We start from the raw sequence: 22,289 nt of genomic DNA on the forward strand, positions 1-22,289 counted from the left end.
ATTTATTCGGGAAAATCCCACAATTGAAAAAACATACCACTGTGTGAGGCTTTCCTAAGCATTACGCAGGATCAATAAGCTCCCCTTGTTTGACGGTCAACGTCATGCTCGATTTCATATAATCGCTCGGGCTAAGTCCCTTTTCTTTTTTAAATACTTTGCTAAAGTATTGCACGTCTTGGAAACCTACCTCTGTGGCAACTTCTGCTATTTTAAAATTACCGGTTTCCAATCGGATGCAAGCTTGTTTGATCCTGTAATCTTTTATCAGGTCAGAAGGAGACATACCGGTCAGTGCTTTGATTTTCCTGAACAAATGTACCCTGCTTAATCCCAGTTGATCACCTATGGCTTCTACTGTGAGATTTGGCTGATCAAGGTTATCCTGAAGTATGGTATAAAGACGGTTTAATAACTTTTCATCATAACTGTTTGATCCGTTAATTAGATACTCAGTGGATATGCCCAGGTTTTTATATTTATCATGCAATAATTTTCGGTTTTGGATCAAGTTCTGTATTCTTGCCATCAATTCCAGTATTTGAAATGGCTTGGAGATATAGTCATCTGCTCCTAATTCCAATCCTTCCATCTTATTCATTTGAGAGTTCTTTGCCGTCAAAAGGATTATAGGGATATGGGAAAGTTCTTTGGTGGATTTGATGGCATGGCAAAATTCATAACCGTCCATTTTTGGCATCATGACATCACTGATGATCAGGGCCGGACCAATCTTTTTGGCCTTATTTAGACCACTTTCTCCGTTTTTGGCCGTAACTACTTTGTAAAATTCACCCAATTGCTCCTTTAAGTACAGGCGTAATTCCTGATTGTCATCCACTACCAAAATTTTGGTCCCTGAGTCCAGGGTTTCTTTATCATTTTTTGATTTTTCAGTGATTACATCATAATATTCAAGCGGCACGGGTTTGGTAAATTTTGTCTCTTGGATCTCCAAATTTTCCCCATCGGCAGTATCAAATGGAAAGACCATTGTAAAAACAGTACCTTTATCCGGCTCACTTTCCACATAGATACTGCCTCCATGGATTGCTACCAATAGCTGGGTCAGGGACAATCCTATACCGGCACTATGGTTGTCTTTGCCTTTTTTGTAAAACCTGTCAAAGATTTTATGTAAATCCTCGGTTTGGATACCTTTGCCCGTATCCCGTACAGTTATTTTATATTTTTCATTTATAATTTTTACAGATACGGCTATTTCGCCACCCTGATCGGTAAATTTAAAGGCATTGGACAGTAAGTTGAACAGGATTTTCTGTACCTTATCAGGATCTAACAAAAGCACTGTTTCAGGTACATGGTGTAAATATAGACTTAGTTTTATCTTTTTTTGATCAGCCAACATATTAAAGCTGTCTATAATATCCTGTAACAGAGATGCTAAAAATACAGGTTGTAAATTGAGTTGGTGATGGCCCGTTTCGATTTCCCTGATTTCCAATATCTGGTCAATAAGATGTTGCAACCTTTTGGCATTGAAATGCAGTATTTTCAATGGTCGCTTCAACCACTTATTTTCTTCCCCCTTAATCTTCCTAAGTAAATCTTCCAAAGGAGCTATTATCAGTGTCAATGGTGTTCTGAATTCATGGGAAACATCAATGAAGTACCGGAGCTTCAAATCATGGTCATCCTTTAATTTCGTTTTTTCCAATTGCTCAATTTTAAGGACATGCTTTAGCTGGGTGCTTTTTACGGCATTATAACGGATTACAAAAAATCCCAAGATTACCAGCATTCCATATATGCCCATGGCCCACCATGTTCTCCATGGCGGTGGCAATACCACTACCGACATCTCTAGGGGCACTTCATTCCAGATGCCATCATTATTGGAGGCTTTCACTTTGAATAGGTAATTGCCCCTGGGTAAACTGGTATAGGTTACATGGTTTCTGTTATTGCCATATACCCAGTCTTCATCAAAACCTTCCAGCATATAGGCATATTGATTGGTTTCAGACCTTATATAATTTAAAGCTGCAAATTCAAAAGTGAGGATGTTTTGATAATAGGATAATGTGATAGAAGTGGATTCATGGAGGTTTCTGGACAAAATGTTTGTATCATCTCCGGGCAATACCTTTTTATTTAAAACAAGCAGATCGGTAAACCTTACCGGTGGTATATATTCGTTATCTTTTAAGGCAATAGGGTCAAACCGTACATAGCCATTATTTCCCCCTATCACAAAATCTCCGTTTTTGGCTATCATAAACGCTCCTTCATTCATCTCTTCCAGTGGGAATCCGGATGCAATAGTATAATTTTTAAATATCCCTGAAGCCTTGATTTTAGTAATACCTGAAATGGTGAGTATCCATACGTTTTTATGATGGTCTTCCATTGCCCCATATACAATATTATTGGAAAGCCCATCACCGCTGTGGATATGCTTTGCTTTATGGGTCAAGGGATTAAGAATCAATATGCCGCTGCCGTTTGTCGAAAGGTAAAAATCACCTTTACTGTCTTCCATTACATGATTAAATTCATCAATAAACAATGTATCATTGCCCACTTCAAATTGTTTGAATTGTTTGATTTCCTCTGTTTTGGGATCAAATAGGATCACACCGTTTCCTTTCGTAGCCAATACTAGCGTTCCGTTTTTGGAAAGAAACATGCTTTTAACGGGTACGTTCTTTATGATTTGGTGGATGGCCTCCTGTCCGGGGAAACTCAAAAACTTTCTTTTTTCAGTATCAAAAAAATGCAAACCGCCACCGCTGTCCGTATTGATCCAGATCCCGCCACTGGGATCTTCTATCATACAGTTTATAATGGCGGTATGCAGAAAGCCAAAATTCACATCATCCGCTTTGGGAAAACGTTCTAAAGTTTTGGTCTGTAGGTTTACTAAGTTAAGGCCTTTTCTAAAAACACCTGCCCATAATTGATTGTGAGAATCTAGGAGTAGGGATTTTACTGTTAGACGCTGATCCCCGATAGGTACATGCTTTTCTGATTGGTAGTCAAACATATTAATTCCCCCTCTTTCAGTGCCTATAATTATGTTTCCCTTTTTATCTTCTATAAAACTGCCTACAACTGAATAACTTAGAGAATTTGGATCATTGGGTATATGGTTTTGGTGGTTAAATTTGTCATATTCTTCATCAAATAGGTTGATGCCACCAATATATGCCCCTATCCAAACACTGCCTTTTTTGTCAACCATTAATGCCCTGATACTACTATGTGTCAGTCCTTTGGGATTGTTTTTCTGATAGATAGCTGTTTGAACTATATCAAAGTTGTCTATTAATTGTAAACCGTCAAAGGTCCCGACCCACAGCCTGTTTTTTTTGTCTTTGGCCAGCGCCCGGATATTGTTGTTAGTCAGGCGTTTTTGAAGTTGCGGTTCAGAAGCACCATATTGTTGTACTAAATTTCCCTTAGCATTGAAATAAAAAAGACCTTCTCCGTAAGACCCTATCCAAAAAGAACCATTGGGCTCCACCAAAATAGATTCTACTCTGGCATGATAAGTTTTGCCGGGACCATTTATTTCCAATTCACCGGCATGATGATTTTGGACATCAACTTGAAAAATCTTAAAATTACTTGTCCCTATCCATAGTTTGCCGCTTTCATCCGAGGTGATCGCAGTGATGTGTCTGATATCAAGATTACTGTGCTGTGTAAGTTTGTTATCTTCGATATAGAATAAACCATAGTTGTTGCCGGCCCAGACTTTTTGGTTTTCATCTACCCACAGCACATTAAAGGTTCCGTTTTCATAATCCCGTCGGTCCAGTTCATAGTTATAAAAAATACCGGAATCTTTATCCAATTTACTGACGCCATTTTCTGTGACTACCCAGATATTGCCTGAAGCATCTTCTTTTATATCGTTAATGATATTGCCCGATATGGTGGTAGCATCATTTACCCGGTGACGGAATATGGTAAAATTTATGCCATCATAGCGGTTCAGCCCATCTCTGGTTCCGATCCAGACAAATCCGTGATGGTCCTGCAACAGACTGAGAACGGATCCTTGCGAAAGACCTTCCTGGATTCCTATATGTTCAAAATTCCAAGTTTTGGAGGTTTTCCCGGAAAGTTGATTTTGGGCTAATACTGCATTGCTATAAAATAACAATAGCAACCATAAAAGTTGCTTAGTGCACGTCATGGTATTTTTTAAGAAATAGATCTGTATGCAATGTTACTTAATTCCAATATGATACAAATTAAGATAATGTTATATATGTGATAATTCAGATTAATTTTGTGTATGGACTTGTAAATTTGATCGAGTCCATAGTCATAAAAATTGAATCCGATAGGTGTCTTTGGTGGTAGTTTTACCACCTTAGCTTACCCTCACCTCTCATTTTATAATGCAGTTCAGTTTTTCCAAGGGTTTTAAATTCTTCTTATTATACTCTTGTATAACCCTGATTTTTTTTTTAGGAGGAGGCAATACTCTCAGGGAGCCATCGATGGGCATAATTTAAAGTTTCTTATTGCATTAGGTACTATAAGATACTATAATTCCATTAAAAGCTATATCCGATAGAAACGCCCATAGATCTATTCCTTAGGGTGCCTCCTGGACGGTAATCGGCCCATCTGGGTTGCAAATTGGCCAGGCCTCTCTGTATGTCCAATGATATGGTATAATGGTTAAAAAGTGAATATCCAATTTTACAATGCGCTCCATAGTCCCAAGGCCTTGCATAGACAATGGTATTCATATCTCTTCCATAAGAGTAGTCATTTTGGAAAGCCACATCCCCGCTTCCTTCTATTAAAATATCCCCGATCAATACAGTTCCTTTTGAAGTCCAGCTGCCTCCCGTTCCATATCCCAGGTAGGGACCTACAGCTAACAATAAGTTACCGGGACCTATTTTCTGGCTATATAACAAATCCACGGGTAATTCAAAGTAGGATACTTTACCCTCAAAATCCTCTCCCCAAACAAGATGAGATGCAGGCCCATGCTGCTTAAAACCCCTTTTCGCATATATCAGCGAGGGATGGACGGAAAACTGGCTTGATAAAGGCAACGCTACACCCATCCCCAAATAAATCCCAGGTACGGACGAAGTGTTAGCTTTGTTTCCGTCTTGATCCTTAGCACTTATGTTTGAATAATTAATGCCGGCTTTTATGTCCCATTTCACCTGGGCTACTGCACTCCCGAATAGGGTCATGAAAAATATAAGATGCGCAAGTATTTTGATGGTCATAATGATCCTGGTAAAATATTAAGAGCCTTTATACAGGACGGAGAAAACTTTTGATGTGCTACAAATACCAAAGAAAGGTTGAACCCGGTTTTTGGTTTATTCATTTTTTATATACCTATTTTTTTTTATTCCCGCCAAAGCTTACGTTCTACGATTGTTAATCATCACCCTCAGGACTAATGCGAAGCATTCTTGGATTTCACGAATAGACAAATACTATTTTCATAAATAGCCTAGATAGGGTTTCTCTAGTGGACTTAATGTTACCTGAAATGTTTAATATTTACGCTACCTTAAAAGTCTGATTCGTTTATTTCCACGCTGAACCAGAGATTGGCTTATAATGCTTGGCATATTTTCAACATCATTTCGATAGTCATATTTCTTGTGTTTCGCTCTAATTTTGAAATTTGGGATTTTTGGACACCAATTAGTGCACCAAGAGGTTCTTGTATTAAATTCCGTTCTTTCGGCACTTTTATTATCATTTATCCGAGCAATTTCATTTTTTAGGTCAAATTCGTATTCATCCCTTTCCAGAATTCCGGGTTTCCCTATATACCTATCCTATAATTGGTATAAATGGTCCAACGTCATCATTTCTATTTATTTTATTCTTTGTTTCCTTGGTTTTATTGTTCAAAACATTCCATTGTTATCCTTTCGGCTTATTCACTTTTCTCTCTTGGAACCTTGTCCCCTTTTTTCACTATTCCGTGCCTTGATATGATAAGTGTTTCTGATTTGACAGTTTTGTTCCAAAAAGCGAAAAGTTAATATTGCAGCCCACTATATTTTATCCTGAATTCCCAAGTTTCATCAGTCAGCCTTTTGAACAGTTTGGGGTCAAGTCCAAATAATTATTTTGTATGACCTGTGCATAAATGGCAATGAGTTAAAATTTATATAGCATATAATACCATTGGATTAAATTCACCAGCCTACATATGCCGGTACTTTTATTTCATTAAGCCTTAAATATACCACCGCCTGACCCCGGTGGTGGGTCTGATGGTCCCTGAGGAGATAGAAGAGGTTCACCCTGCTCATTTTTACATTACCAAAGGTTACTTCTTCCTGTAATGCTTCTGATGATATGGTTAAGATCAGTCCTGCCACCTGGGCATTAGCCTCCATAAGTATGCTGATGATGTCCTTTTTTTTAAAAGCAGCAGCCTGTTCCCGATCATAGAAGCTTACCTTTTCGCCAGTAATTTTTTCTGTCAGGTATTCAATATTTCCTGCTATATGAAGCATCTGTTCACCAAAGCTCATAAATCCCTCTTCCGGTTTGAAATCGTACCTGTCTGCAGGCATGGACTCGGCCACACTAAGGGTATAATCAATAGTCCGCTGCCAGACCTGGGGAAAGGTTTCCCTAAAATAGTCCTGTCCAAAGCTTTGAAAGGCTATAAGGAAAAAAAATAAAAGGGAGCTGCTTTGTTTCATATATGTCTTTCTATCAATTTAAGGTTTTATTCCTTACAGATCCTTCCCGGTGTAAAATAAAGGCTTTGCAAATTTCATGTTTTCTAAGAGGTAGCTTAGAAAGATATATAAACCAGGAATCATTCGAATATATCTACCATCCATATATTCCAATATTTTTTGTAATCTCCCTTGTCAATTGTAATCAGATCCTTTGCCACCCAATAGTGGAACTGGTCTTTGTGCATGGAATGGTAAAAATTCTTGATGTTTTTGGTCTTTTGGGCAGTATAGACAATAAAGGATTTTTCTTTATTATAAGGGCTGATCCATGAGGTAACCAGTTGCAGGTCCTCCCCCTCAATAAACCTATTGGTGACCACTCCCTTTTCGCTGATGCTGATGGGAAGGTTAGACATATGCTTTTTCAGTAAAAGATTCCCCTCTACAGTCCCGAACAGTACCAGATCATGGTTTTTCAGATCCATTTCAAGTGCCTCTTCATCTGTTAAAAACCGGATATCCTTACTGAACATCTGTCGGTATTCATCAGCAAAAGCATGCATTTCCTGTTGTGCTATAGGGTCTGGTTCTTTTGTTCCAACTATAAAAAAAGTAGTACTGTCTTTTTGAAAATCATACGGTTTGGGAATTTTCTTATTTCCAGCCATTTCTACAAGCAGCGGTTCATTTATTCTCCCGGTAATATAATCAGGTGTAATCTCATCAAATACGGTGATCAATTCAGGAACAAAGTCTTTAAAAGAAGGGTAGACCTCCCTGTTTTGCTGATAGCCTGCCAGTTTTTCTCTAATTTTATCTATGTAAATAAACTGCCTTCCCATCTCCTTCCTATAGAGGGTATTCCTGACCAAAATTTCAGGCAATTCCTGGGATAACATCTCCAACACCGCGGCTCTTACCACATGCTCATTCACTACTGTATGCCAATGATGATAGGCCTGGCTTTTCATCGCCTGTTCTATAGGCCCGTAAAGAGGGGAATAACCGGATAGTCTATCAGAAAATGGGTTTACCTGCGGATTGACAAAACCGTGACTGAACTCGTGCAAAATAAGTTCTTGAGTGGAAAGATTGGGTTTGAATACAGGTACATCCCCAGATGCAAGAGGAGTGGATATGATGGCATAAAATAAAGAGACGCCCCCCAATTCCATGATTTTACCGAAATTTCCGTAGTCACTGATAAGGTTTAACATCACAGTATATTTTCCATTTCCTTTTCCATAGAAATTTTCAAGGACATCGACTGCCTCAAAACTTCTAAAGTTATACCGGGTCTGAAAAAGAACCTGCTCATAAAAATCTTTCTGTTCATCATTGAAGAAGCTATAGAAATCTGAGGCTTCAGCATATTCTTTCAGTGAAGCTGCCAAACTTTCAAGCTGTTCTTTACCTCCTCCTCTGGTTATAATATCAGTGTCCAATTCCTCCTTTATACTGAAGTCTTCATTAAGGTACAGCAGGAAAAACATGGGATCATCTATACCCCAGCCTTTTTCCCATGTCTCCCTCAAAACCTTGGGCGCTGGATGTGCTTGGTAGTCAGAAAATCGTTTCAGGGCTTGCTGTTTATAGGGAATATTGGAAAGTGTCATTCCGGAATGGCCAATCTGCATGGCCACAATATTGAATAGTTCGATACGGGGGTCAATCCTATATTCAATGCCGTTGACCATTGTTACGTAGGCATTAAAGGTTTGGGAGCTTGCACTTTCTAAGCTCAGGATAAGGATGATGAGGATTTGAATGCTGATCTTCATTTGTTCTGTTTGTTTAATGTTCGATAGGGGCTGGGTTATCCCTGCTATTATAGACGTTTTAACTTTTTTCTTATGTGGTGGATATTCTGATGTGCCAGAGGCTTTTTATAACTTTCGGCAGCTTTGTCCTTTTCACCTTTTTCATTGTAAAAGTCTTCCAATGCTTCATGTACATGATAGGTGTTTGGATAATTTTGGGCATTCATCCTAAATAATCTTTTCGCATTAAATTATAGTAGTAATCAGGGAGTTGCAAATAAATGTGACGGACCGGGCGGAGTAGGGGATGAAATGATATATGCCAAGCTTTAATCCATATACTGATGGATTCAATAAGGGAAGTAGTCCCTGACTTCACCGATGGTTTTGTCTATCATACCTGTTGCTTTTGTCACTGTGTTTAGGTGCATGGGGCTATGATTAAAATTGATTTTTTTCTAATTTACCTAAGAAATGAATGAATACCTTCAGTAACCCTGTCTGATGAGTGGTTGACATAAGAAATATTAGAGCATTGATCATTAAAGGAGGTTCAATAAGATTGTTCTATAATTATGCGTATGTCAAAAAATAGGTAAAGAATAAAAGAATTATTGTTCAGGGACCTGATATTGTTTTGTATGAAGCTAATAGCAAAGACTTTATATTATAGGAGCAAAAGCAAAGCATTGAGTAAAGTATTCAAAAAAGACACTAGACTCCAACGGACTGCCAACCGCAGCTGAATGGCAACAGGGGTTTCGTGCATTGCAGGAAGTTCAATACGTCGGTGGACATTGTGATGCCGACCAACACAAACCAACATCCAGAAAGACAAATGACTTTTGACAATGGAACAAAGTGACAGAGAAACAATTAAAACAGGCGGACAGGGTGCGACACCTTTCACACAGACCTACTTTCACGGGACTAAAGCAGACCTAAAAGTTGGGGACTTGATTGAGGTTGGTTTTAATGCTAACTACGGGCAACAGCAAAATTCAAAATACATCTTCTTGACCGGGACACTTGACGCTGCAGTTTGGGGGGCTGAACTAGCTTTGGGTGGCGGACAGGAAAGAATCTATTTAGTAGAACCAACAGGGGCAATTGAAAACGACCCGGACTTAACCGACAGGAAATTTCCAGGAAACCCAACTCAATCTTTCCGCTCAACTCAACCTTTCAGAGTAGTGGGGGAAGTGACTGTTTGGCAGGGGCACTCAAGCGAGCAAGTAAAGACAATGAAAGAGCACCTTGAAAAACTTAGGGGGCAAGGTATTAATTCGCTGAATGACTGATTTGAATGCCAATACAACCTTGGATGATTCTGTTCGTCAGTTCAGACAGGCTGGCTTATGTCAGTGAAAGGATCATACCAAATCAGCTTGCTGTCACACCATCACTTAAGGTCCATAATCCATCACCGCAAATATGAACATTTTATGTCCAATATGTAATTGAGATACTAAAGCCAGTAGTACGGATACTTTTTATAATCCAGTAAACAATAGTTTTGCAGGTATAAATTAAACTCGTATTATGGATACATTCACTCAAAAAACATGGTTTATTACAGGAACATCAAAAGGGTTGGGATTAGACCTTACCAAACTGTTGCTTTCACAGGGACATAAGGTAATTGCTACGAGCAGAGACACCTCCATTCTTGCTGAAGAGCTAGCAGAATTTAAAGAAACGCTATTGCCCATAAAGCTGGATATCACTTCAGATAGGGCTGTAAAAAATGCTATTGAATATGCTATAGAGAAATTTGGACAAATAGATGTATTGGTCAACAATGCGGGCTATTGCCTGGTTGGAAGCATGGAGGAAATGACTGATGAAGAATTTAGGGATACGCTGAATGTAAATCTCTTTGGAACGGTAAATACTATAAGAAATGTTATGCCCTATATGCGCAAGCAAGAATCGGGTCATGTCATCAACATCTCTTCTGTTTCGGGATATACCGGAAATGCCAAAGCAGCAAGTTACAATGCAGCCAAATTTGGGGTGATCGGTCTCACAGAAGGGTTTGCCAAGGAAGTGGAAGCATTTGGCATCAAAGCCACTGTAGTGGCTCCTGGACAGTTTAGAACTGCTTTTATGGATTCGCTCCAATACGTAAAAAACAGGATCGGAGTGTATGGTATTGATGAGGCAGAAAAGCTTTGGTCAAGCATGAGCGGAAAGCAAAATGGGGATCCCCAAAAACTAGCCAAGGTTATTGTTAAAATTGCAGAAATGGAACAGCCACCGCTTCACTTAGTGGTCGGTACAGATGTCTATGAACCTGTTAGGGTAAAGAGAAAGGCAGAGCTGGATGAAATGAAAACTTGGGCATCTTTAAGCTTATCCACTGATTTTGATTAAATTTAAAAAGGGGACTGCTGTTCCCCTTTTTTACAAACCATTATATGAAATCGAGCCTGCCTTATGGCAATCCGTATGAGGAAAACCTCACAGAACGGGATGACTATAGACCATGCGAGGTTTTTCCCAATAAATTCCGGACAGGCTACCCCAACCTCCGGTACGGGACAAGATCTGGCCTTTAAAAAACAATTACAAACGGATGAAACCATACACCATACCATCCATTCGGGAACTGCATCAGCTTTTAGAATTATCACCTCCCAAACATCCATTGGTTAGTGTGATCGATTTTACTTCCATCAAATGTTTTGATGATCAAAAGTTAGAGGCAGTGACCTATGGTTTTTATTGTATTGCCCTAAAAAAGAATTTTAAGGCTAAAATGCGCTATGGCCAACAACATTATGATTTTGATATAGGGGTAATGAGTTTTTTTGCCCCCCATCAGGTAGTGATTACAGAAATCAGGGACGATTGGGAACTAGAAGGACATTGGTTGGTCATCCATCCTGATTTTTTGCATGGGTTTCCTTTATTGAAGGAAATCCGGAAATTTGGATTCTTTTACTATGCAGTCAATGAAGCCCTGCTTCTTTCAGAAGAGGAAGACCATACCATCACCCAACTTTTACTGGATATTTCAGAGGAAAGCCAGCGGCCGGTTGACCCATTTTCACAAACTATCGTGATCAGCCAGATAGAGCTGCTGCTGAATTATTGTAACCGCTTTTATAACCGTCAGTTTCTAACCCGTAAGCAGGCCAATAGTAGTTTGGTTTCCAACTTCGAAACACTATTGGAAGCATATTTCAACAGTGACCTGCCTGCAACAGAAGGTATTCCCGGGGTTGGCTATTTTGCCGGGAAAATGAATCTTTCCCGGAACTACTTAAGCGATATGTTAAGAAACGCTACCGGACAAAGTGCGCAGCATCATATACAACAGCGGTTGATTGAAAGAGCCATAGCGTTACTTTCCACTTCTGAATTGAATGTATCGGAAATAGCCTATCAATTGGGGTTTGAGTACCCACAATCGTTTAACAAACTATTTAGGAACAAAATGAATGTTTCGCCTTTGGAGTTCAGGGCTTCGTTTTTACAAATGGATTAGCAAGCCGTGCCGGGCAGCTACAGTCTATATAATATCCCCTAATTTCATTAGCAAACTGATTTATGAAAACTTAAATTGTTTTAATGGCTTCTCCGTTCGCTTTTCCATCATACAGGACGAACATCCCTGTTCCTAATATATTTATATTATTCAGTTATGCCAGCAGACAGGGAATGGCAGTGAATGATGGGTACAAAGAATGTAGTATTAAAAAAGATAAGCTTGAAGTAATAGCTTTGACCCAATAAGAATCTGAGGTTCTTCCCCAAATGGACTTAACGACAAATAAAAAAAATTAGATCAAGTTAGAGATGTAGTTAGTGTTGCTGTGTAACGGGGTATAGGTACTCGGACTTTCCGGTGATTCTGCAACCTTCCCCAATTCTTCAATTGTAATCGATGGAATCCTGAAAGTTGAAGTGTTCCATACCATTTAGGTTATAAGTCAGTTTCCCCAAATACCGCCACAGCCCTTACCGGAGAACCGGTGCCTCCCCTAATTTTCAGTGGAAAGCCTATAAACCGAAACCTGCCTCTTCCAATCAAAAGGTGGAGGTTTACCAGATTTTCATAATGGGTAAATCCCATTTCCCCGCAGATGCGGTGGACGTCCTTGTTGCTTACACCGGATACTCCGGGTGCCATGGTTTCCACTCCGAAAGCCGAAATTTTCTGTTCGCCGAGAAACCTGACCGCATCAGCGCTCAGTCCGGGGCCATTTGCCCAATCCTTTCCTCCATAAAATTTGCGGTAATGATCGGTATAAAAAAGCACGGTATCATTGGGCTTTATTTCTAAACCGTCTTTTTTACAAACCTCTTTGATTTCCGAAGCCCCTATCAGTTCACGGGAAGATTTGTGTGAAAAATCAAGGCATATTCCTTCAGTATAAAACATCGACAGAGGCATGGTATCAATAGACTGTCCGAAGTTCTCCCTTGCCATATGATTAAGCGCATCCACGTGGGTGCCTGTATGTTCGCCCATTTCCAACTTATTGACTGCAGGGGAGACAGTGCCAGTGTCTGATAAACCTTCCCATTGCTCATGGGTGGCATGGATACTTACCCTTACCGCTGGCTGGGTTTTATGTACCGGCATGCAGGAAAAGATTTCCTGGCTGAGATCGATTAATTCTATCATGAATAGTTGAATTGAAAAACTAAAATAGTGTTTTTTCAAAACGCAAAGTATTATCATGCATTTTGATTTATTTCACCTATTCCTTTACAGCTGGAAGAATAAACTCATTCAGTATTTTGAGCGTCTGCAAATGCCCGTCAATGCTGCCAAACTGCGTACTGGTAATGACCACAGTAAGATCAAGGTCAGGAATGACGACTACCTTGCTTCCACCATTGCCACTCATATAATAGGAAAAGTGTTTCACATCCTTTCCCAATTCCTGTTGCCACCATAGGTATCCATAGTCATATTTTTCTCCACGGAACTCACGGACAAATGCCTGGGGTGTGGTGGATTTTTTAACCCACTCGGAGGAGAGTATTTGCTGGCCATCCCATTTACCGTCATTTTCAAACAGCAGGGCCAACTTTAAAAAATCCCTGCTTTTTAAACCCAAACCTCCGCCTGTCATAGGTATGCCCATGGGGGTAATTTGCCATCGAACTTCTCCTATGCCCAAAGGATCGAAAAGGTATTTCCGGGCAAATTCATCCACCGGCATCCCGGTACTTCTTTCCAATATTCCACCTAGTAACACTGTACCTGCCGTACAATAGCTAAAACTTCTACCATATGGAGCATCTTCTGGTTTGGTTGCAAATCCGGCGTAACCTCTGATGGGCAGATCGAGAAAGAACTGAAAATAATCCTCGATCAGGTACATCCTTTCCTCATTGCCTCTGGAAAATTGGTTGTCGTCATCGCATTCCATCATAGAACTCATCGTCAACAAGTCTTCAATAGTAATTTCATCTTTTCTTGGATCGGGATTTTGAAAGGGTCTTTTATCGTCAAAATACTGTGTGACGGATTCCTTTTCGGATGGGATAAAGCCCATGTCAATGGCCAAGCCTATCAGGATGCCTGTGATGCTTTTGGTAGAGGATCGGGTATCGTGATAGGAGTCTGCTGAATATCCATTGTAATACCTTTCAAACAGTAGCTGTCCCTCCCTGGCTAGAAGTACACTGTTGATATTGGAAAATTCCTGTCCGCGTATGGCACTATCCAGTGCTTCAAGTTTTTCTAAGGAAATGTGGTCACCGATTTTTTCTTCAGATAGGATCATATTGGTCTGAGCCACTCCTGAGAAGGTAAGGTGTAGGAAGACTGTACAAAATAGGGCTGTTGCTGTTTTCATCAAGATTAATTATATGTTTCATGCAAAATTAGCTTAAAGGTCCAAGGCAAAATTGAACAGGATTAACATCGCCTTATTATTTTGCGGAAGGTGGCGGGGGGAAGACCCATCAACTGTTTGAAGCACCGGTTATAATGACTTTGGTCCGAAAAACCGCATTGATGGGCAATCTCGGTTAGGGTCATGTCGTGGCGGCTGAACATGGACAGGGATTTTTCCACTTTGATTTTGCGGATATACTCACCCAAAGTACAATTGAAGTATTTGGAAAAATCCCGTGAAAGATGAACGGGATGAAGGTTGAGTTCCTGTGCTATATCTCGTAAAGAAAAAGGTTCGTGATAGGAGTCGTAAATAATTTCCCTGACTTTGGGTACCCAAAGAGGGTTTCGATCCCGCGTTCCGGTGCGAGAGGTCAGGAGTGAGAGGGTCTTCAGTAAAAGGGCTTCAGTGGCCGGCTTCAACAGGTCATCCTGTATTTTGGCTTCCCGGTAGATCTGGTAGAATAGTAATTTAATACTAGGGTCCTCGATGGACATACTGCCTTCAGGGCTGGATTGGGAGGGAAATATTTCCTCCATCCATTCTTTATGGATTTCAAGATGAAACCCACGGGTATATCCTGGGGGCTTGACGTTGTAATGGGCTTCCTGCCAGTGATGGAAAAGCAGCGTACCTTCCTCACAGTTGAAACTTTCACGTTTGTTGCATTCCAACACTTTTCCAGCAATAATGAAGGTAAAATAAGCATTCTCATGAAAATGCCATTCAGTGCGGGGGATCGTATATTCCGTATCTGTAAGCACCAAGCCGTCCAAGTGATGGGTTTGATCGGTATTTCCGTAAAAATTGCCTGTCTTTAGCTCTTTCATACCAATCTATTGAGGTCCTTCAAATGATTCTCTTCCAAAAATAAGCACCAAAACAAATGCATTTCTCTATCAACATTTAACAAGTTCATTTTAAATAATCTATTGAAAAAGATTTTCATTGACGTTTTACCAAGATTGGACCAAAGACGAAAAAATGACATAAGGGGCAATGGACACAGGTTTAGTATAAATTAAGTGTTCAAAAAGGAACAAATGAGTGCTAAAACGTTCAGTATATCGGAAGTAAACTGTCAAGATTTTCAGCCTATGAAAAATTTATGGTGCAAAATCAAGCTATTTTGTGGCTGTGACCATTTCCCATTCAAATACTGTGAGAAAAATAAATCAAATCCACCATAACCTCCCTCCCTATCTGACTGCATGATTAGCGCTTTCCCATAAAAGCGGGACAGGCTGTATAAAATGCAACAGCCTTCGTAAATACCTATAAGATGAGAGATTCATATAAATAATCTAGAGATTCACTAAAGGTCTTGTGCGGGATTTCAGGGTGAAAAAGACAATGTATGATGGGAACACCTGTTCGTACTTTTCTATTTTAATTCTTTGTGTTTTTCCCCCCATTTTTCCAGTTCGATGATTATTGGTTTAAGTTCATATCCAATAGCTGTTAATTCGTATTCAACCCGTGGCGGAACTTCTGCATAAATTTTTCGGGTTAGTACTTTGTTTTTTTCCAATTTCCTAAGCTGTAACGTAAGCATTCTTTCTGTGATGTTTGGTAGAAGTTTTTTCAGTTCTCCAAATCGTAATTTGCCATTTAATAAGGAATAGCAAATCGGAAGCGACCATTGACCTCCAATGATATTGGCAGTATAAACTTCTGAACATTCGTTCGATAATACTTTTTTATTGGCAAAGTTCGTCGATGTTACTTTTGTATTTGACATTACTTACATTTTTGTTAGTACCCTACAATTGGTAGCTAATTTACTAAATTGAATATAGAATTATAGCTTTGCAGGTATAAATCAAATATTAAATTGATGAAAACATTAGTAATTATAACTCATCCAAATATGGAAGGTTCAGTAGTGAATAGAAGATGGATGGAGGAATTAAAAAAATATCCTGAAGACTTTGAAATTCATCAACTATATAAAGCTTATCCTGATGAAAAAATAAACGTATTGGCAGAACAAAGACTAATGGAAAATTTCGAAAAAGTAGTTTTTCAATTTCCTGTATATTGGTATAGTTCCCCTCCGCTTTTAAAAAAATGGTTTGATGAAGTGTTGATTTATGGATGGGCTTTTGGTAGTAAAAGTGGGTATAGGTTAGAAAATAAAAAGATAAGCATAGCTGTCAGTCTAGGATCAGGCAAAGATGAGTATACGTTAGAAGGCCATTACGGACATACAATAGACGACTTATTAGTCCCCTTTAAACTCACCTTTAATTATGTAAAAGCTGATTACAGACCATTCTTTGCGGCTTATGGAATAGATTTACATACATCAAATAATAGGATTGAAGAAAGTATCCAAAATTATTTGGACTTTTTGAAATCTTTTTAATGTGATAATTGGTATAATAGAATATCGGCAAGTGAGTGTTTGATATTTAAAAGTAAGCCCAATTGGATGTATACCTTTATGCCAACTTTGAAAACATTTAATAGCAATAAAATAATTTGGTATTGTAGAAATCGGCATGCTAATTTTCCATTCAGATAGAGGTGTTCAATATGACTGTAATGATCTTAAGATCTTCATATTCCCCAAGATCTTCATACTCTAATCTGAAAGGTTGTAATACATTAATATTAGAAATAAATCCAATTACCCCACCACTCTTACCCCCCCGCTAAAATCCTTATCAATTTGATTCGATCAGAGAACAAAAACTGACGCATTATGAACAACTTGATCTTTGCTCAAATCGATAGGCGGGAACTTATCAATGAGATAGCCGAAAAGGTGGTTCCTGGCTCACCCCAACCTTGATCCTCCCCAAGCAGATGATGAATTGATTGAGGTCCTCGAAGCTCTTGGACAGATCCAGGACTACCATTAATAACTGGAGAATGTATGCCTATACCACTTCTGCCACATTGTATTTCTTTTTAGCTGCCGGGAAGGGTATGCCTGCGACAATCTTGAAGAATTCCAGGCCGACCACAAACAACTGTTGCCTATGGCTGGGAGGGTCAAAGACCAAGCTGAACGAGAGGTCTGTGGATGGAAGTTCCATGGGGAGGTAATCTGTCTCCATCTGGACCATGTCCATCTCTTGAGCTGTAAAATCAATGGCCAGTCTCTGAGCAAACAGCCTGAAATGAGTGGTATTCGATGGGGCCTTAAAATGCTCCGGAATGCAATCGGGCAGATGGAAGATAAGTCTGTCTTGGTGTTTTTCGACCCAATAATAGTTGTTCAGCGCTCCCTGCAGTGTCCTGGCACTGTTTAGCTTTAGGCCTTTCATGACTTCCAGGTCGGCGGCGGCCAGTGTCCTGTTGCCCCGGGTATGATCAGGGTCTGTCTGCAGCGCACGGATGGCCAGTGCCTGGAGACGTGGGTGGAAGCCGGGGTCTGCGGCCCGCAACACGGAATTCCTGAATCCGTTTTTCAGGAACCGGGTAGCAGTTGCTGCCGAACCGAATTCTTGATTGTTTTCCCGGGTCCTGATAAAGTTTGGATCTGTCCTGATACGCTCTTTGCTTACGCCCCCTTTTTCCCTTGCCCGGTAGCCTTCCCGGGTCTTGTAAAAGGAGATGTTGCCTATTTTTCCGGTCAGGGTGATAATGCTGCTTTGTATGGCCATAGGTACTGTTGTCTAGATGTATTATCAGATCAATCCAAGATATGTACTGTCTGATACCTGATGATTCTGATTTACAGGGTTTTTAAAAGTAAAAAAGGCATAGACGTGGAGATTGCCCAGGTGTTTTTCGGCATAGGGGACATGGAATTCCTGTTGGCCGGCAGACCGGGGATTCCCTTCTGCCATGAAGAAAGCCTTTTGGTGTAGGACATCATAGAGCAAGAGGCTTACCCTGTCCCTTCCGGCGGCATTGCCTGTTCCGGTATTGTTGTCCCATTGCACCAATACGTGCTGACCATCCGACCGGTCCACCTTTCCGTTTTCCATTCCCGTCAGGCTGCCCGCACTTATCTGGACGAGGGCGGGGTCCGGTTCCGGCAGTCCATCCCGAAAGGCTTTTTTGAGCAGCAGGCCCAGTCCCACCTTGGCAGGGGAGCGCATGCCCTTCCTGTAATTGATAAAGCCCAAATTAAATGCTTCCCTGAGTGGCCCGGCAAACCGGTTGGCCACCTTAAATTTACTCCAGCCTGCCAGTTGGAGTTCAGAAGGCTTGGAATGGTCGGGACGAACATATTGCCTGACATAGGTGATCCCCTCTACGGAGTAATAAACGTTTGGACCCTTTTTGCCTTTGAGTCCCTGCTCAGAAATGGATGCTATTGCCATAACGATGCCTTGGTTAAAAATTTTTAAAAAAGCAATCTCCTCAGTAGCCCTTTGGAGATTAAAAGATAGGTAAACAATCCCTCCGCCAGCTATTCCTTATAAAGGAACTTTATTAGGATTATACGGTATAATGTAGTTATTAAAACAATTTAAACCAAACATTTAAACTTATTTATTCTTGATTATCTGTTTGTTGCTCTGTTTACGCTTTATTACCCGCTCCGTTAATTGTCGGAGTGGGTACGGAGAGAAACTGGAGTGGTAACGGACAGGAAATGGAGTAAACTTGAATATAAGTAAAATAGGGAATAAAATATTTGCTCTTTATCCTGTTGGGGCCATGGTGTACAGTTTATATTCTATGAAATCTTAAAGGGATGGAAAAGGGTCATGGAATTCCTTTTAGCAGAAGAGTGGTAAGAACAGCGTTTTCTTTGCTTAATTAAGTATTTAGAAATAAATTTGAAAAAGACATTCACTTAGATTTATGGTGAAAACACAATTTATTTGATTCAAGTAATACTTTATGCCTGACACAATTCCTAAGTTTGCCATTGCCGAACTACTGACGGATCCTATGTCTCAGGCTCCTTTGATAGACTATCACCTAATGGTGAGTCCGCCAGGCCGGCAATTAACTAATATTCCCTACCGCACCACGTTCTACGCCGTGGGCCTATGCCGGGCGGGCACCGTGGTGTTAAAAGCAAACCGGGATCACTACCAAGTGGCACCTGGCACCCTAATACTTCTGGGGCCAGAAGTGTTACGCCACTGGCAGCAGCAGTCGGCCGACTATCACACTGAAGCCATGTTTTTTACCGAAACCTTTTTCTCAGCGCCTTATACGGATCCGACGCGATTAAGGCAACTTCCCTTTTTTCATGCCCAAGCCACGCGGGTTATGCCTCTATCATCCACTGAAACTGCCCAGGTAGGCCAATAGCTGGAGCAGGTCCGGCAAACCCTTAAGCGGCCAAGCCACTACCAGGCCGACATTGTGCGCAGCTATGTCGCCATCCTACTGCTCATAGCCGCTGACAGTTACGGACGCATGACACCGACAATAGCCCCGACCCGCCGGGTGGACTTGGTGGCACGTTTCCAGCAGCTAGTAGCGCAGCCTGACCCGAATCGTCGCCGAGTAGCCGACTACGCTGGTTTGCTTTTCGTTACCGGTAAATATTTGAGCGAAACTTTGAAAGCGGAAACCGGGAGGACGGCAGGGGAATGGATTGACAGCCAAATGTTACGTGAAGCTCGCCACCTGCTTTGGCAGACCGATCGCAGCATTATGCAGGTAGCCGAAGAATTGGGCTTCAGCGATGCGTCAGCCTTCGGTAAATTCTTTCGGCGTCAGACTGGACAGACCCCGCTAGCCTATAAACAGCAGAGGCCCTTGTAAATCAATATTCGATAAATAGGTAGTATAGACAGCCGTGTGCGCTGCCCTGGAACCCATTGCGCACCTAGTTAAGCTAGGTGCGCGAAGAAGTCGTGGACAAAATGAGCGGCAAGGGAGTTGAAATATTACTCCTTAAACAGTTAGTGAGGTAGTGCTTATTAGATGGATCAAATCGAATCCATCGACGACTGTAGCCTCATACCGGACTTCGACCCGGGCTGATACAACTCGATCAGCATGTCTTCATTGTCTCTAATGAACGTATAGCGGTCTCCGCTTCCATCAGGTACAATGTTAAGCGTAAATGCTTGCTCAACTCCCTTGGACTTCAAATCTATAAGCGTACCGTCGAGGTCATCTACAAAAATGGCGAAGTGATGGATTCCTCCGAAGCTTAGATTTGATTCAGCCTCTTTCCGTCCATCCTCCATCGGCCTTGCCTTCTCTATTTGAAAGAACTCAAGCCTGAGATCGCCACGTCCGATAAACGCCACGCTGGCTCCCGGAAAGCCAAAATCAGTCAATCGCTTGAAGCCGAGATGTTTTTCATACCAGGTGATCGTCGCTTCCAGGTCGCGCACGGTGATACCTACATGATGGAAATAATCAAGGCGGTTTGATGCTGTATGCTCCTTAACATTTTTTTCATCGGATGGGCTGGGGAAGAAGGCTTCGAGCATCTGATTTGGATTAAAAAATTCCCTGTAATGGGCTATTTGTTCGCCCCGCATGGTCAGGCGGGCGCTGTATACCTGGTGGTAGGCTTTACCGGTTGCCGTTACTAAGCCACCGCCTTCGAACTCTACAAATATTGTAATGGGGTCAGACGTGGCCGAAAAAGTTATGTCCGTAAAGTTCCAGTTGGAAGCAAGCCGGGTTACGTTTACAAGGTGTGCCATAACCGCGTCGCGCCCCTCTACCCGATTTGCGAACGGAACAGGTGCATATGGGTACTCGTGCACCACGTCCTCTGTAATTAGATTACCATATGCTTCTGCGGTCATATTGTGATTAGTAAATAATTCAAGATCCGGGAGTATATCACTTATTTTTAGGCTATTTTTTTAGCAGTAAAATTTCTGTAACTACAAAAATTAACCCTCCTTTGATTATTACTATCAAAGGAGGGTTGAAAATTATATTAGATAACGATTTATGTACTATTCCCCTTTCTTTTTAAAGGTCAGCTGTTTTGGAATGGATAGTTTAGAACTGTTTTTCGATTTTTTATCTCCATTTGGTCTCGTTATGTGAATTCCTTCCCGTCTATTATCTATTTCCATTTCCAAAACACCATCTATATACTTTAATTTACCCATTCCTATTGCCCCTGCAGTTGAATTATTATCATCCTCATAGGTAAATTGAAAGGTTACATTATCTGAACCGGAAGGAGATACAAGGACGGCTACAAAACTATGGTTTCTATGTTTACTGTCTATATTTAAAGGTGAATATACTATTTCACCAGATTGATAATAATTTATATTCATCAACAGCACATCCGTTTGATATCCGGTATTCACACTTTTATTTTTGAGTGGATATTTCTTTTCCATATTCATTTCCAATATGACACTATCTGCACCATGGACCATAGCTAACCATTTACCTTCGAAATTTTTTATTTCATCCCTTTCAAAATATTGAGCTTTACCAATATTTGTAATAAAAAGAAAAACTCCTATAAATAATACTATTTTAAAATTTTTCATAATTCATGTATTTAACATCCTCCTTTTGTTGATTGATTTTGATTATTCAATATTCTTTTTTCCCACGAATTAAGAGAATTGTTATCTCCTTTAAATAAAACTATTCCTGCATCCTCTAAGGTTTTTAAAAAGGCACTTTCATAACTTTGAATATCAGAAAGTTGCAAAGCCCTATTTACCGTGAACCAATTATTAAAATAGATTTCTAAAGCGTCAAAGGAAGCTTGAGAATCAAAATTTTGTTCTGCAAATTCTAAAAATTTAGCTTCATCTTCTATTTTCAATATATAAGCCGCCTCTTTAGAGATCACCCCGATAAAAAAGGATTCAAGGCCATTGGCCAATAAGTCATTTTCATGCATATAATAAATAGCCGCTACATCATCAAATGAAAAAATTAGGTATAAGCCCTTCAAAATGGGAGTGTATATATCCATCTATAGCATGGGGAATATTAATATTAATACCTGAAAAATTATATAGCCCTCTTCCTAAGCTATATTCATAAATTCCCGAATTATTTCGTTCTATTATACCATAAAATTCATAGCTGGAATAGATTGAATTTTTTAGTGAAAGGAAATTGGCTCGAAAATTATCATCATTTGC

Annotated in this window: 24 protein-coding genes; 8 read left to right on the forward strand and 16 right to left on the reverse strand. The window is 40.3% G+C overall.

The genetic code is table 11. The features are described from left to right. Positions 1–61 precede the first annotated feature (61 nt). From EL17_RS02030 to EL17_RS23390, 6 genes are all read right to left on the reverse strand, one after another. Positions 62–4,165 (reverse strand): hybrid sensor histidine kinase/response regulator transcription factor, encoded by a 4,104-nt coding sequence (locus EL17_RS02030; protein WP_084166085.1) that lies wholly within the window; start codon positions 4,163–4,165, stop codon positions 62–64. Positions 4,166–4,532: 367 nt separating this feature from the next. Beyond that, positions 4,533–5,228, reverse strand: coding sequence for a porin family protein (locus EL17_RS02035; protein ID WP_051719737.1), 696 nt, complete (start codon positions 5,226–5,228; stop codon positions 4,533–4,535). Positions 5,229–5,566: 338 nt separating this feature from the next. After that, positions 5,567–5,716, reverse strand: a complete 150-nt coding sequence (locus EL17_RS23815; protein WP_240485918.1) for a helix-turn-helix domain-containing protein — start codon at positions 5,714–5,716, stop codon at positions 5,567–5,569. 445 nt (positions 5,717–6,161) lie between these two features. Continuing rightward, positions 6,162–6,677 carry a DinB family protein gene (locus tag EL17_RS02045; protein ID WP_035069380.1) on the reverse strand — a complete coding sequence of 172 codons (516 nt, stop codon included), beginning with the start codon at positions 6,675–6,677 and terminating at the stop codon, positions 6,162–6,164. A gap of 119 nt (positions 6,678–6,796) precedes the next feature. Continuing rightward, complete coding sequence (locus tag EL17_RS02050; protein WP_035069383.1) at positions 6,797–8,440, reverse strand: DUF4932 domain-containing protein; 1,644 nt, start codon at positions 8,438–8,440, stop codon at positions 6,797–6,799. 47 nt (positions 8,441–8,487) lie between these two features. Next, a complete protein-coding gene (locus EL17_RS23390; protein WP_164674906.1) occupies positions 8,488–8,646 on the reverse strand; it encodes a hypothetical protein in 159 nt (52 codons plus the stop codon). Between the two features lie 624 nt (positions 8,647–9,270). On the opposite strand from EL17_RS23390, the gene arr reads away from it, so the two are divergent. The 5 genes from arr (at position 9,271) to EL17_RS23400 (ending at position 12,160) form a co-directional block, all read left to right on the forward strand. Continuing rightward, the gene (gene arr, locus EL17_RS02055; protein WP_035069386.1) at positions 9,271–9,720 is read left to right on the forward strand and encodes an NAD(+)--rifampin ADP-ribosyltransferase; all 450 of its coding nucleotides are present in this window, start codon (positions 9,271–9,273) and stop codon (positions 9,718–9,720) included. Between the two features lie 241 nt (positions 9,721–9,961). Continuing rightward, positions 9,962–10,795: an SDR family NAD(P)-dependent oxidoreductase gene (locus tag EL17_RS02060; protein WP_035069389.1), complete on the forward strand. Its 834-nt coding sequence runs from the start codon at positions 9,962–9,964 to the stop codon at positions 10,793–10,795. Positions 10,796–10,839: 44 nt separating this feature from the next. After that, the gene (locus EL17_RS23395) at positions 10,840–10,980 is read left to right on the forward strand and encodes a hypothetical protein (RefSeq protein WP_164674907.1); all 141 of its coding nucleotides are present in this window, start codon (positions 10,840–10,842) and stop codon (positions 10,978–10,980) included. A gap of 17 nt (positions 10,981–10,997) precedes the next feature. Further along, the gene (locus EL17_RS02065; RefSeq protein ID WP_035069392.1) at positions 10,998–11,912 is read left to right on the forward strand and encodes a helix-turn-helix domain-containing protein; all 915 of its coding nucleotides are present in this window, start codon (positions 10,998–11,000) and stop codon (positions 11,910–11,912) included. 83 nt (positions 11,913–11,995) lie between these two features. Further along, the gene (locus EL17_RS23400) at positions 11,996–12,160 is read left to right on the forward strand and encodes a hypothetical protein (RefSeq protein WP_164674908.1); all 165 of its coding nucleotides are present in this window, start codon (positions 11,996–11,998) and stop codon (positions 12,158–12,160) included. A gap of 190 nt (positions 12,161–12,350) precedes the next feature. Here EL17_RS23400 and EL17_RS02070 read toward each other — a convergent pair whose 3' ends face one another. The 4 genes from EL17_RS02070 to EL17_RS02085 form a co-directional block, all read right to left on the reverse strand. After that, a complete protein-coding gene (locus EL17_RS02070) occupies positions 12,351–13,055 on the reverse strand; it encodes a cyclase family protein (protein WP_035069394.1) in 705 nt (234 codons plus the stop codon). Between the two features lie 76 nt (positions 13,056–13,131). Next, a complete protein-coding gene (locus EL17_RS02075; RefSeq protein WP_205623519.1) occupies positions 13,132–14,238 on the reverse strand; it encodes a serine hydrolase domain-containing protein in 1,107 nt (368 codons plus the stop codon). Between the two features lie 62 nt (positions 14,239–14,300). Next, positions 14,301–15,110 carry a helix-turn-helix transcriptional regulator gene (locus tag EL17_RS02080; RefSeq protein ID WP_035069397.1) on the reverse strand — a complete coding sequence of 270 codons (810 nt, stop codon included), beginning with the start codon at positions 15,108–15,110 and terminating at the stop codon, positions 14,301–14,303. A 554-nt stretch (positions 15,111–15,664) separates the two neighbouring features. Next, entirely contained in the window at positions 15,665–16,021 is a 357-nt protein-coding gene (locus tag EL17_RS02085; RefSeq protein WP_035069400.1) for a winged helix-turn-helix transcriptional regulator, read from the reverse strand. Positions 16,022–16,117: 96 nt separating this feature from the next. Between EL17_RS02085 and EL17_RS02090 the strand changes: the two genes are divergently transcribed. Beyond that, entirely contained in the window at positions 16,118–16,648 is a 531-nt protein-coding gene (locus tag EL17_RS02090) for an NAD(P)H-dependent oxidoreductase (RefSeq protein ID WP_035069403.1), read from the forward strand. 517 nt (positions 16,649–17,165) lie between these two features. Here the strand turns inward: EL17_RS02090 and EL17_RS22450 are convergent. Together EL17_RS22450 and EL17_RS02100 are read right to left on the reverse strand one after the other, a co-directional pair. Next, positions 17,166–17,894, reverse strand: a complete 729-nt coding sequence (locus EL17_RS22450; protein ID WP_051719738.1) for a hypothetical protein — start codon at positions 17,892–17,894, stop codon at positions 17,166–17,168. Between the two features lie 24 nt (positions 17,895–17,918). Continuing rightward, a complete protein-coding gene (locus EL17_RS02100; RefSeq protein WP_035069405.1) occupies positions 17,919–18,560 on the reverse strand; it encodes a DUF6266 family protein in 642 nt (213 codons plus the stop codon). 610 nt (positions 18,561–19,170) lie between these two features. Between EL17_RS02100 and EL17_RS24320 the strand changes: the two genes are divergently transcribed. Together EL17_RS24320 and EL17_RS24325 are read left to right on the forward strand one after the other, a co-directional pair. Next, complete coding sequence (locus EL17_RS24320; RefSeq protein ID WP_394332154.1) at positions 19,171–19,506, forward strand: AraC family ligand binding domain-containing protein; 336 nt, start codon at positions 19,171–19,173, stop codon at positions 19,504–19,506. 108 nt (positions 19,507–19,614) lie between these two features. Beyond that, entirely contained in the window at positions 19,615–19,965 is a 351-nt protein-coding gene (locus EL17_RS24325; RefSeq protein WP_164674910.1) for a helix-turn-helix domain-containing protein, read from the forward strand. 167 nt (positions 19,966–20,132) lie between these two features. Here the strand turns inward: EL17_RS24325 and EL17_RS23410 are convergent, their stop codons facing one another. The 4 genes from EL17_RS23410 to EL17_RS23825 all read right to left on the reverse strand — a co-directional run. Beyond that, the gene (locus EL17_RS23410) at positions 20,133–21,014 is read right to left on the reverse strand and encodes a VOC family protein (protein ID WP_316932620.1); all 882 of its coding nucleotides are present in this window, start codon (positions 21,012–21,014) and stop codon (positions 20,133–20,135) included. A gap of 111 nt (positions 21,015–21,125) precedes the next feature. Further along, a complete protein-coding gene (locus EL17_RS02120; RefSeq protein ID WP_035069412.1) occupies positions 21,126–21,680 on the reverse strand; it encodes a hypothetical protein in 555 nt (184 codons plus the stop codon). Positions 21,681–21,691: 11 nt separating this feature from the next. After that, positions 21,692–22,042, reverse strand: coding sequence for a hypothetical protein (locus tag EL17_RS02125; protein WP_035069414.1), 351 nt, complete (start codon positions 22,040–22,042; stop codon positions 21,692–21,694). Between the two features lie 22 nt (positions 22,043–22,064). After that, the coding region (locus EL17_RS23825) for a hypothetical protein (protein WP_035069417.1) at positions 22,065–22,289 on the reverse strand (225 nt) is incomplete at its 5' end.

Source organism: Anditalea andensis (assembly GCF_000714815.1).
Taxonomy (GTDB): Bacteria; Bacteroidota; Bacteroidia; order Cytophagales; family Cyclobacteriaceae; genus Anditalea; species Anditalea andensis.

Excerpts from the sequence above, each read along its gene's own strand:
- EL17_RS02125 (WP_035069414.1), bottom strand. The coding sequence starts at position 22,042 with ATGCATGAAAATGACTTATTGGCCAATGGCCTTGAATCCTTTTTTATC.
- EL17_RS02080 (WP_035069397.1), bottom strand. The coding sequence starts at position 15,110 with ATGAAAGAGCTAAAGACAGGCAATTTTTACGGAAATACCGATCAAACC.
- EL17_RS02120 (WP_035069412.1), bottom strand. The coding sequence starts at position 21,680 with ATGAAAAATTTTAAAATAGTATTATTTATAGGAGTTTTTCTTTTTATT.
- EL17_RS02050 (WP_035069383.1), bottom strand. The coding sequence starts at position 8,440 with ATGAAGATCAGCATTCAAATCCTCATCATCCTTATCCTGAGCTTAGAA.
- EL17_RS02045 (WP_035069380.1), bottom strand. The coding sequence starts at position 6,677 with ATGAAACAAAGCAGCTCCCTTTTATTTTTTTTCCTTATAGCCTTTCAA.
- EL17_RS02070 (WP_035069394.1), bottom strand. The coding sequence starts at position 13,055 with ATGATAGAATTAATCGATCTCAGCCAGGAAATCTTTTCCTGCATGCCG.
- EL17_RS02030 (WP_084166085.1), bottom strand. The coding sequence starts at position 4,165 with ATGACGTGCACTAAGCAACTTTTATGGTTGCTATTGTTATTTTATAGC.
- EL17_RS02075 (WP_205623519.1), bottom strand. The coding sequence starts at position 14,238 with ATGAAAACAGCAACAGCCCTATTTTGTACAGTCTTCCTACACCTTACC.
- EL17_RS24320 (WP_394332154.1), top strand. The coding sequence starts at position 19,171 with ATGGTGAGTCCGCCAGGCCGGCAATTAACTAATATTCCCTACCGCACC.
- EL17_RS23390 (WP_164674906.1), bottom strand. The coding sequence starts at position 8,646 with ATGAATGCCCAAAATTATCCAAACACCTATCATGTACATGAAGCATTG.
- EL17_RS02035 (WP_051719737.1), bottom strand. The coding sequence starts at position 5,228 with ATGACCATCAAAATACTTGCGCATCTTATATTTTTCATGACCCTATTC.
- EL17_RS23815 (WP_240485918.1), bottom strand. The coding sequence starts at position 5,716 with ATGATAATAAAAGTGCCGAAAGAACGGAATTTAATACAAGAACCTCTT.
- EL17_RS02065 (WP_035069392.1), top strand. The coding sequence starts at position 10,998 with ATGAAACCATACACCATACCATCCATTCGGGAACTGCATCAGCTTTTA.
- EL17_RS23400 (WP_164674908.1), top strand. The coding sequence starts at position 11,996 with ATGGCTTCTCCGTTCGCTTTTCCATCATACAGGACGAACATCCCTGTT.
- EL17_RS23395 (WP_164674907.1), top strand. The coding sequence starts at position 10,840 with ATGAAATCGAGCCTGCCTTATGGCAATCCGTATGAGGAAAACCTCACA.
- arr (WP_035069386.1), top strand. The coding sequence starts at position 9,271 with ATGGAACAAAGTGACAGAGAAACAATTAAAACAGGCGGACAGGGTGCG.
- EL17_RS02090 (WP_035069403.1), top strand. The coding sequence starts at position 16,118 with ATGAAAACATTAGTAATTATAACTCATCCAAATATGGAAGGTTCAGTA.
- EL17_RS22450 (WP_051719738.1), bottom strand. The coding sequence starts at position 17,894 with ATGGCCATACAAAGCAGCATTATCACCCTGACCGGAAAAATAGGCAAC.
- EL17_RS02085 (WP_035069400.1), bottom strand. The coding sequence starts at position 16,021 with ATGTCAAATACAAAAGTAACATCGACGAACTTTGCCAATAAAAAAGTA.
- EL17_RS02060 (WP_035069389.1), top strand. The coding sequence starts at position 9,962 with ATGGATACATTCACTCAAAAAACATGGTTTATTACAGGAACATCAAAA.
- EL17_RS02100 (WP_035069405.1), bottom strand. The coding sequence starts at position 18,560 with ATGGCAATAGCATCCATTTCTGAGCAGGGACTCAAAGGCAAAAAGGGT.
- EL17_RS24325 (WP_164674910.1), top strand. The coding sequence starts at position 19,615 with ATGACACCGACAATAGCCCCGACCCGCCGGGTGGACTTGGTGGCACGT.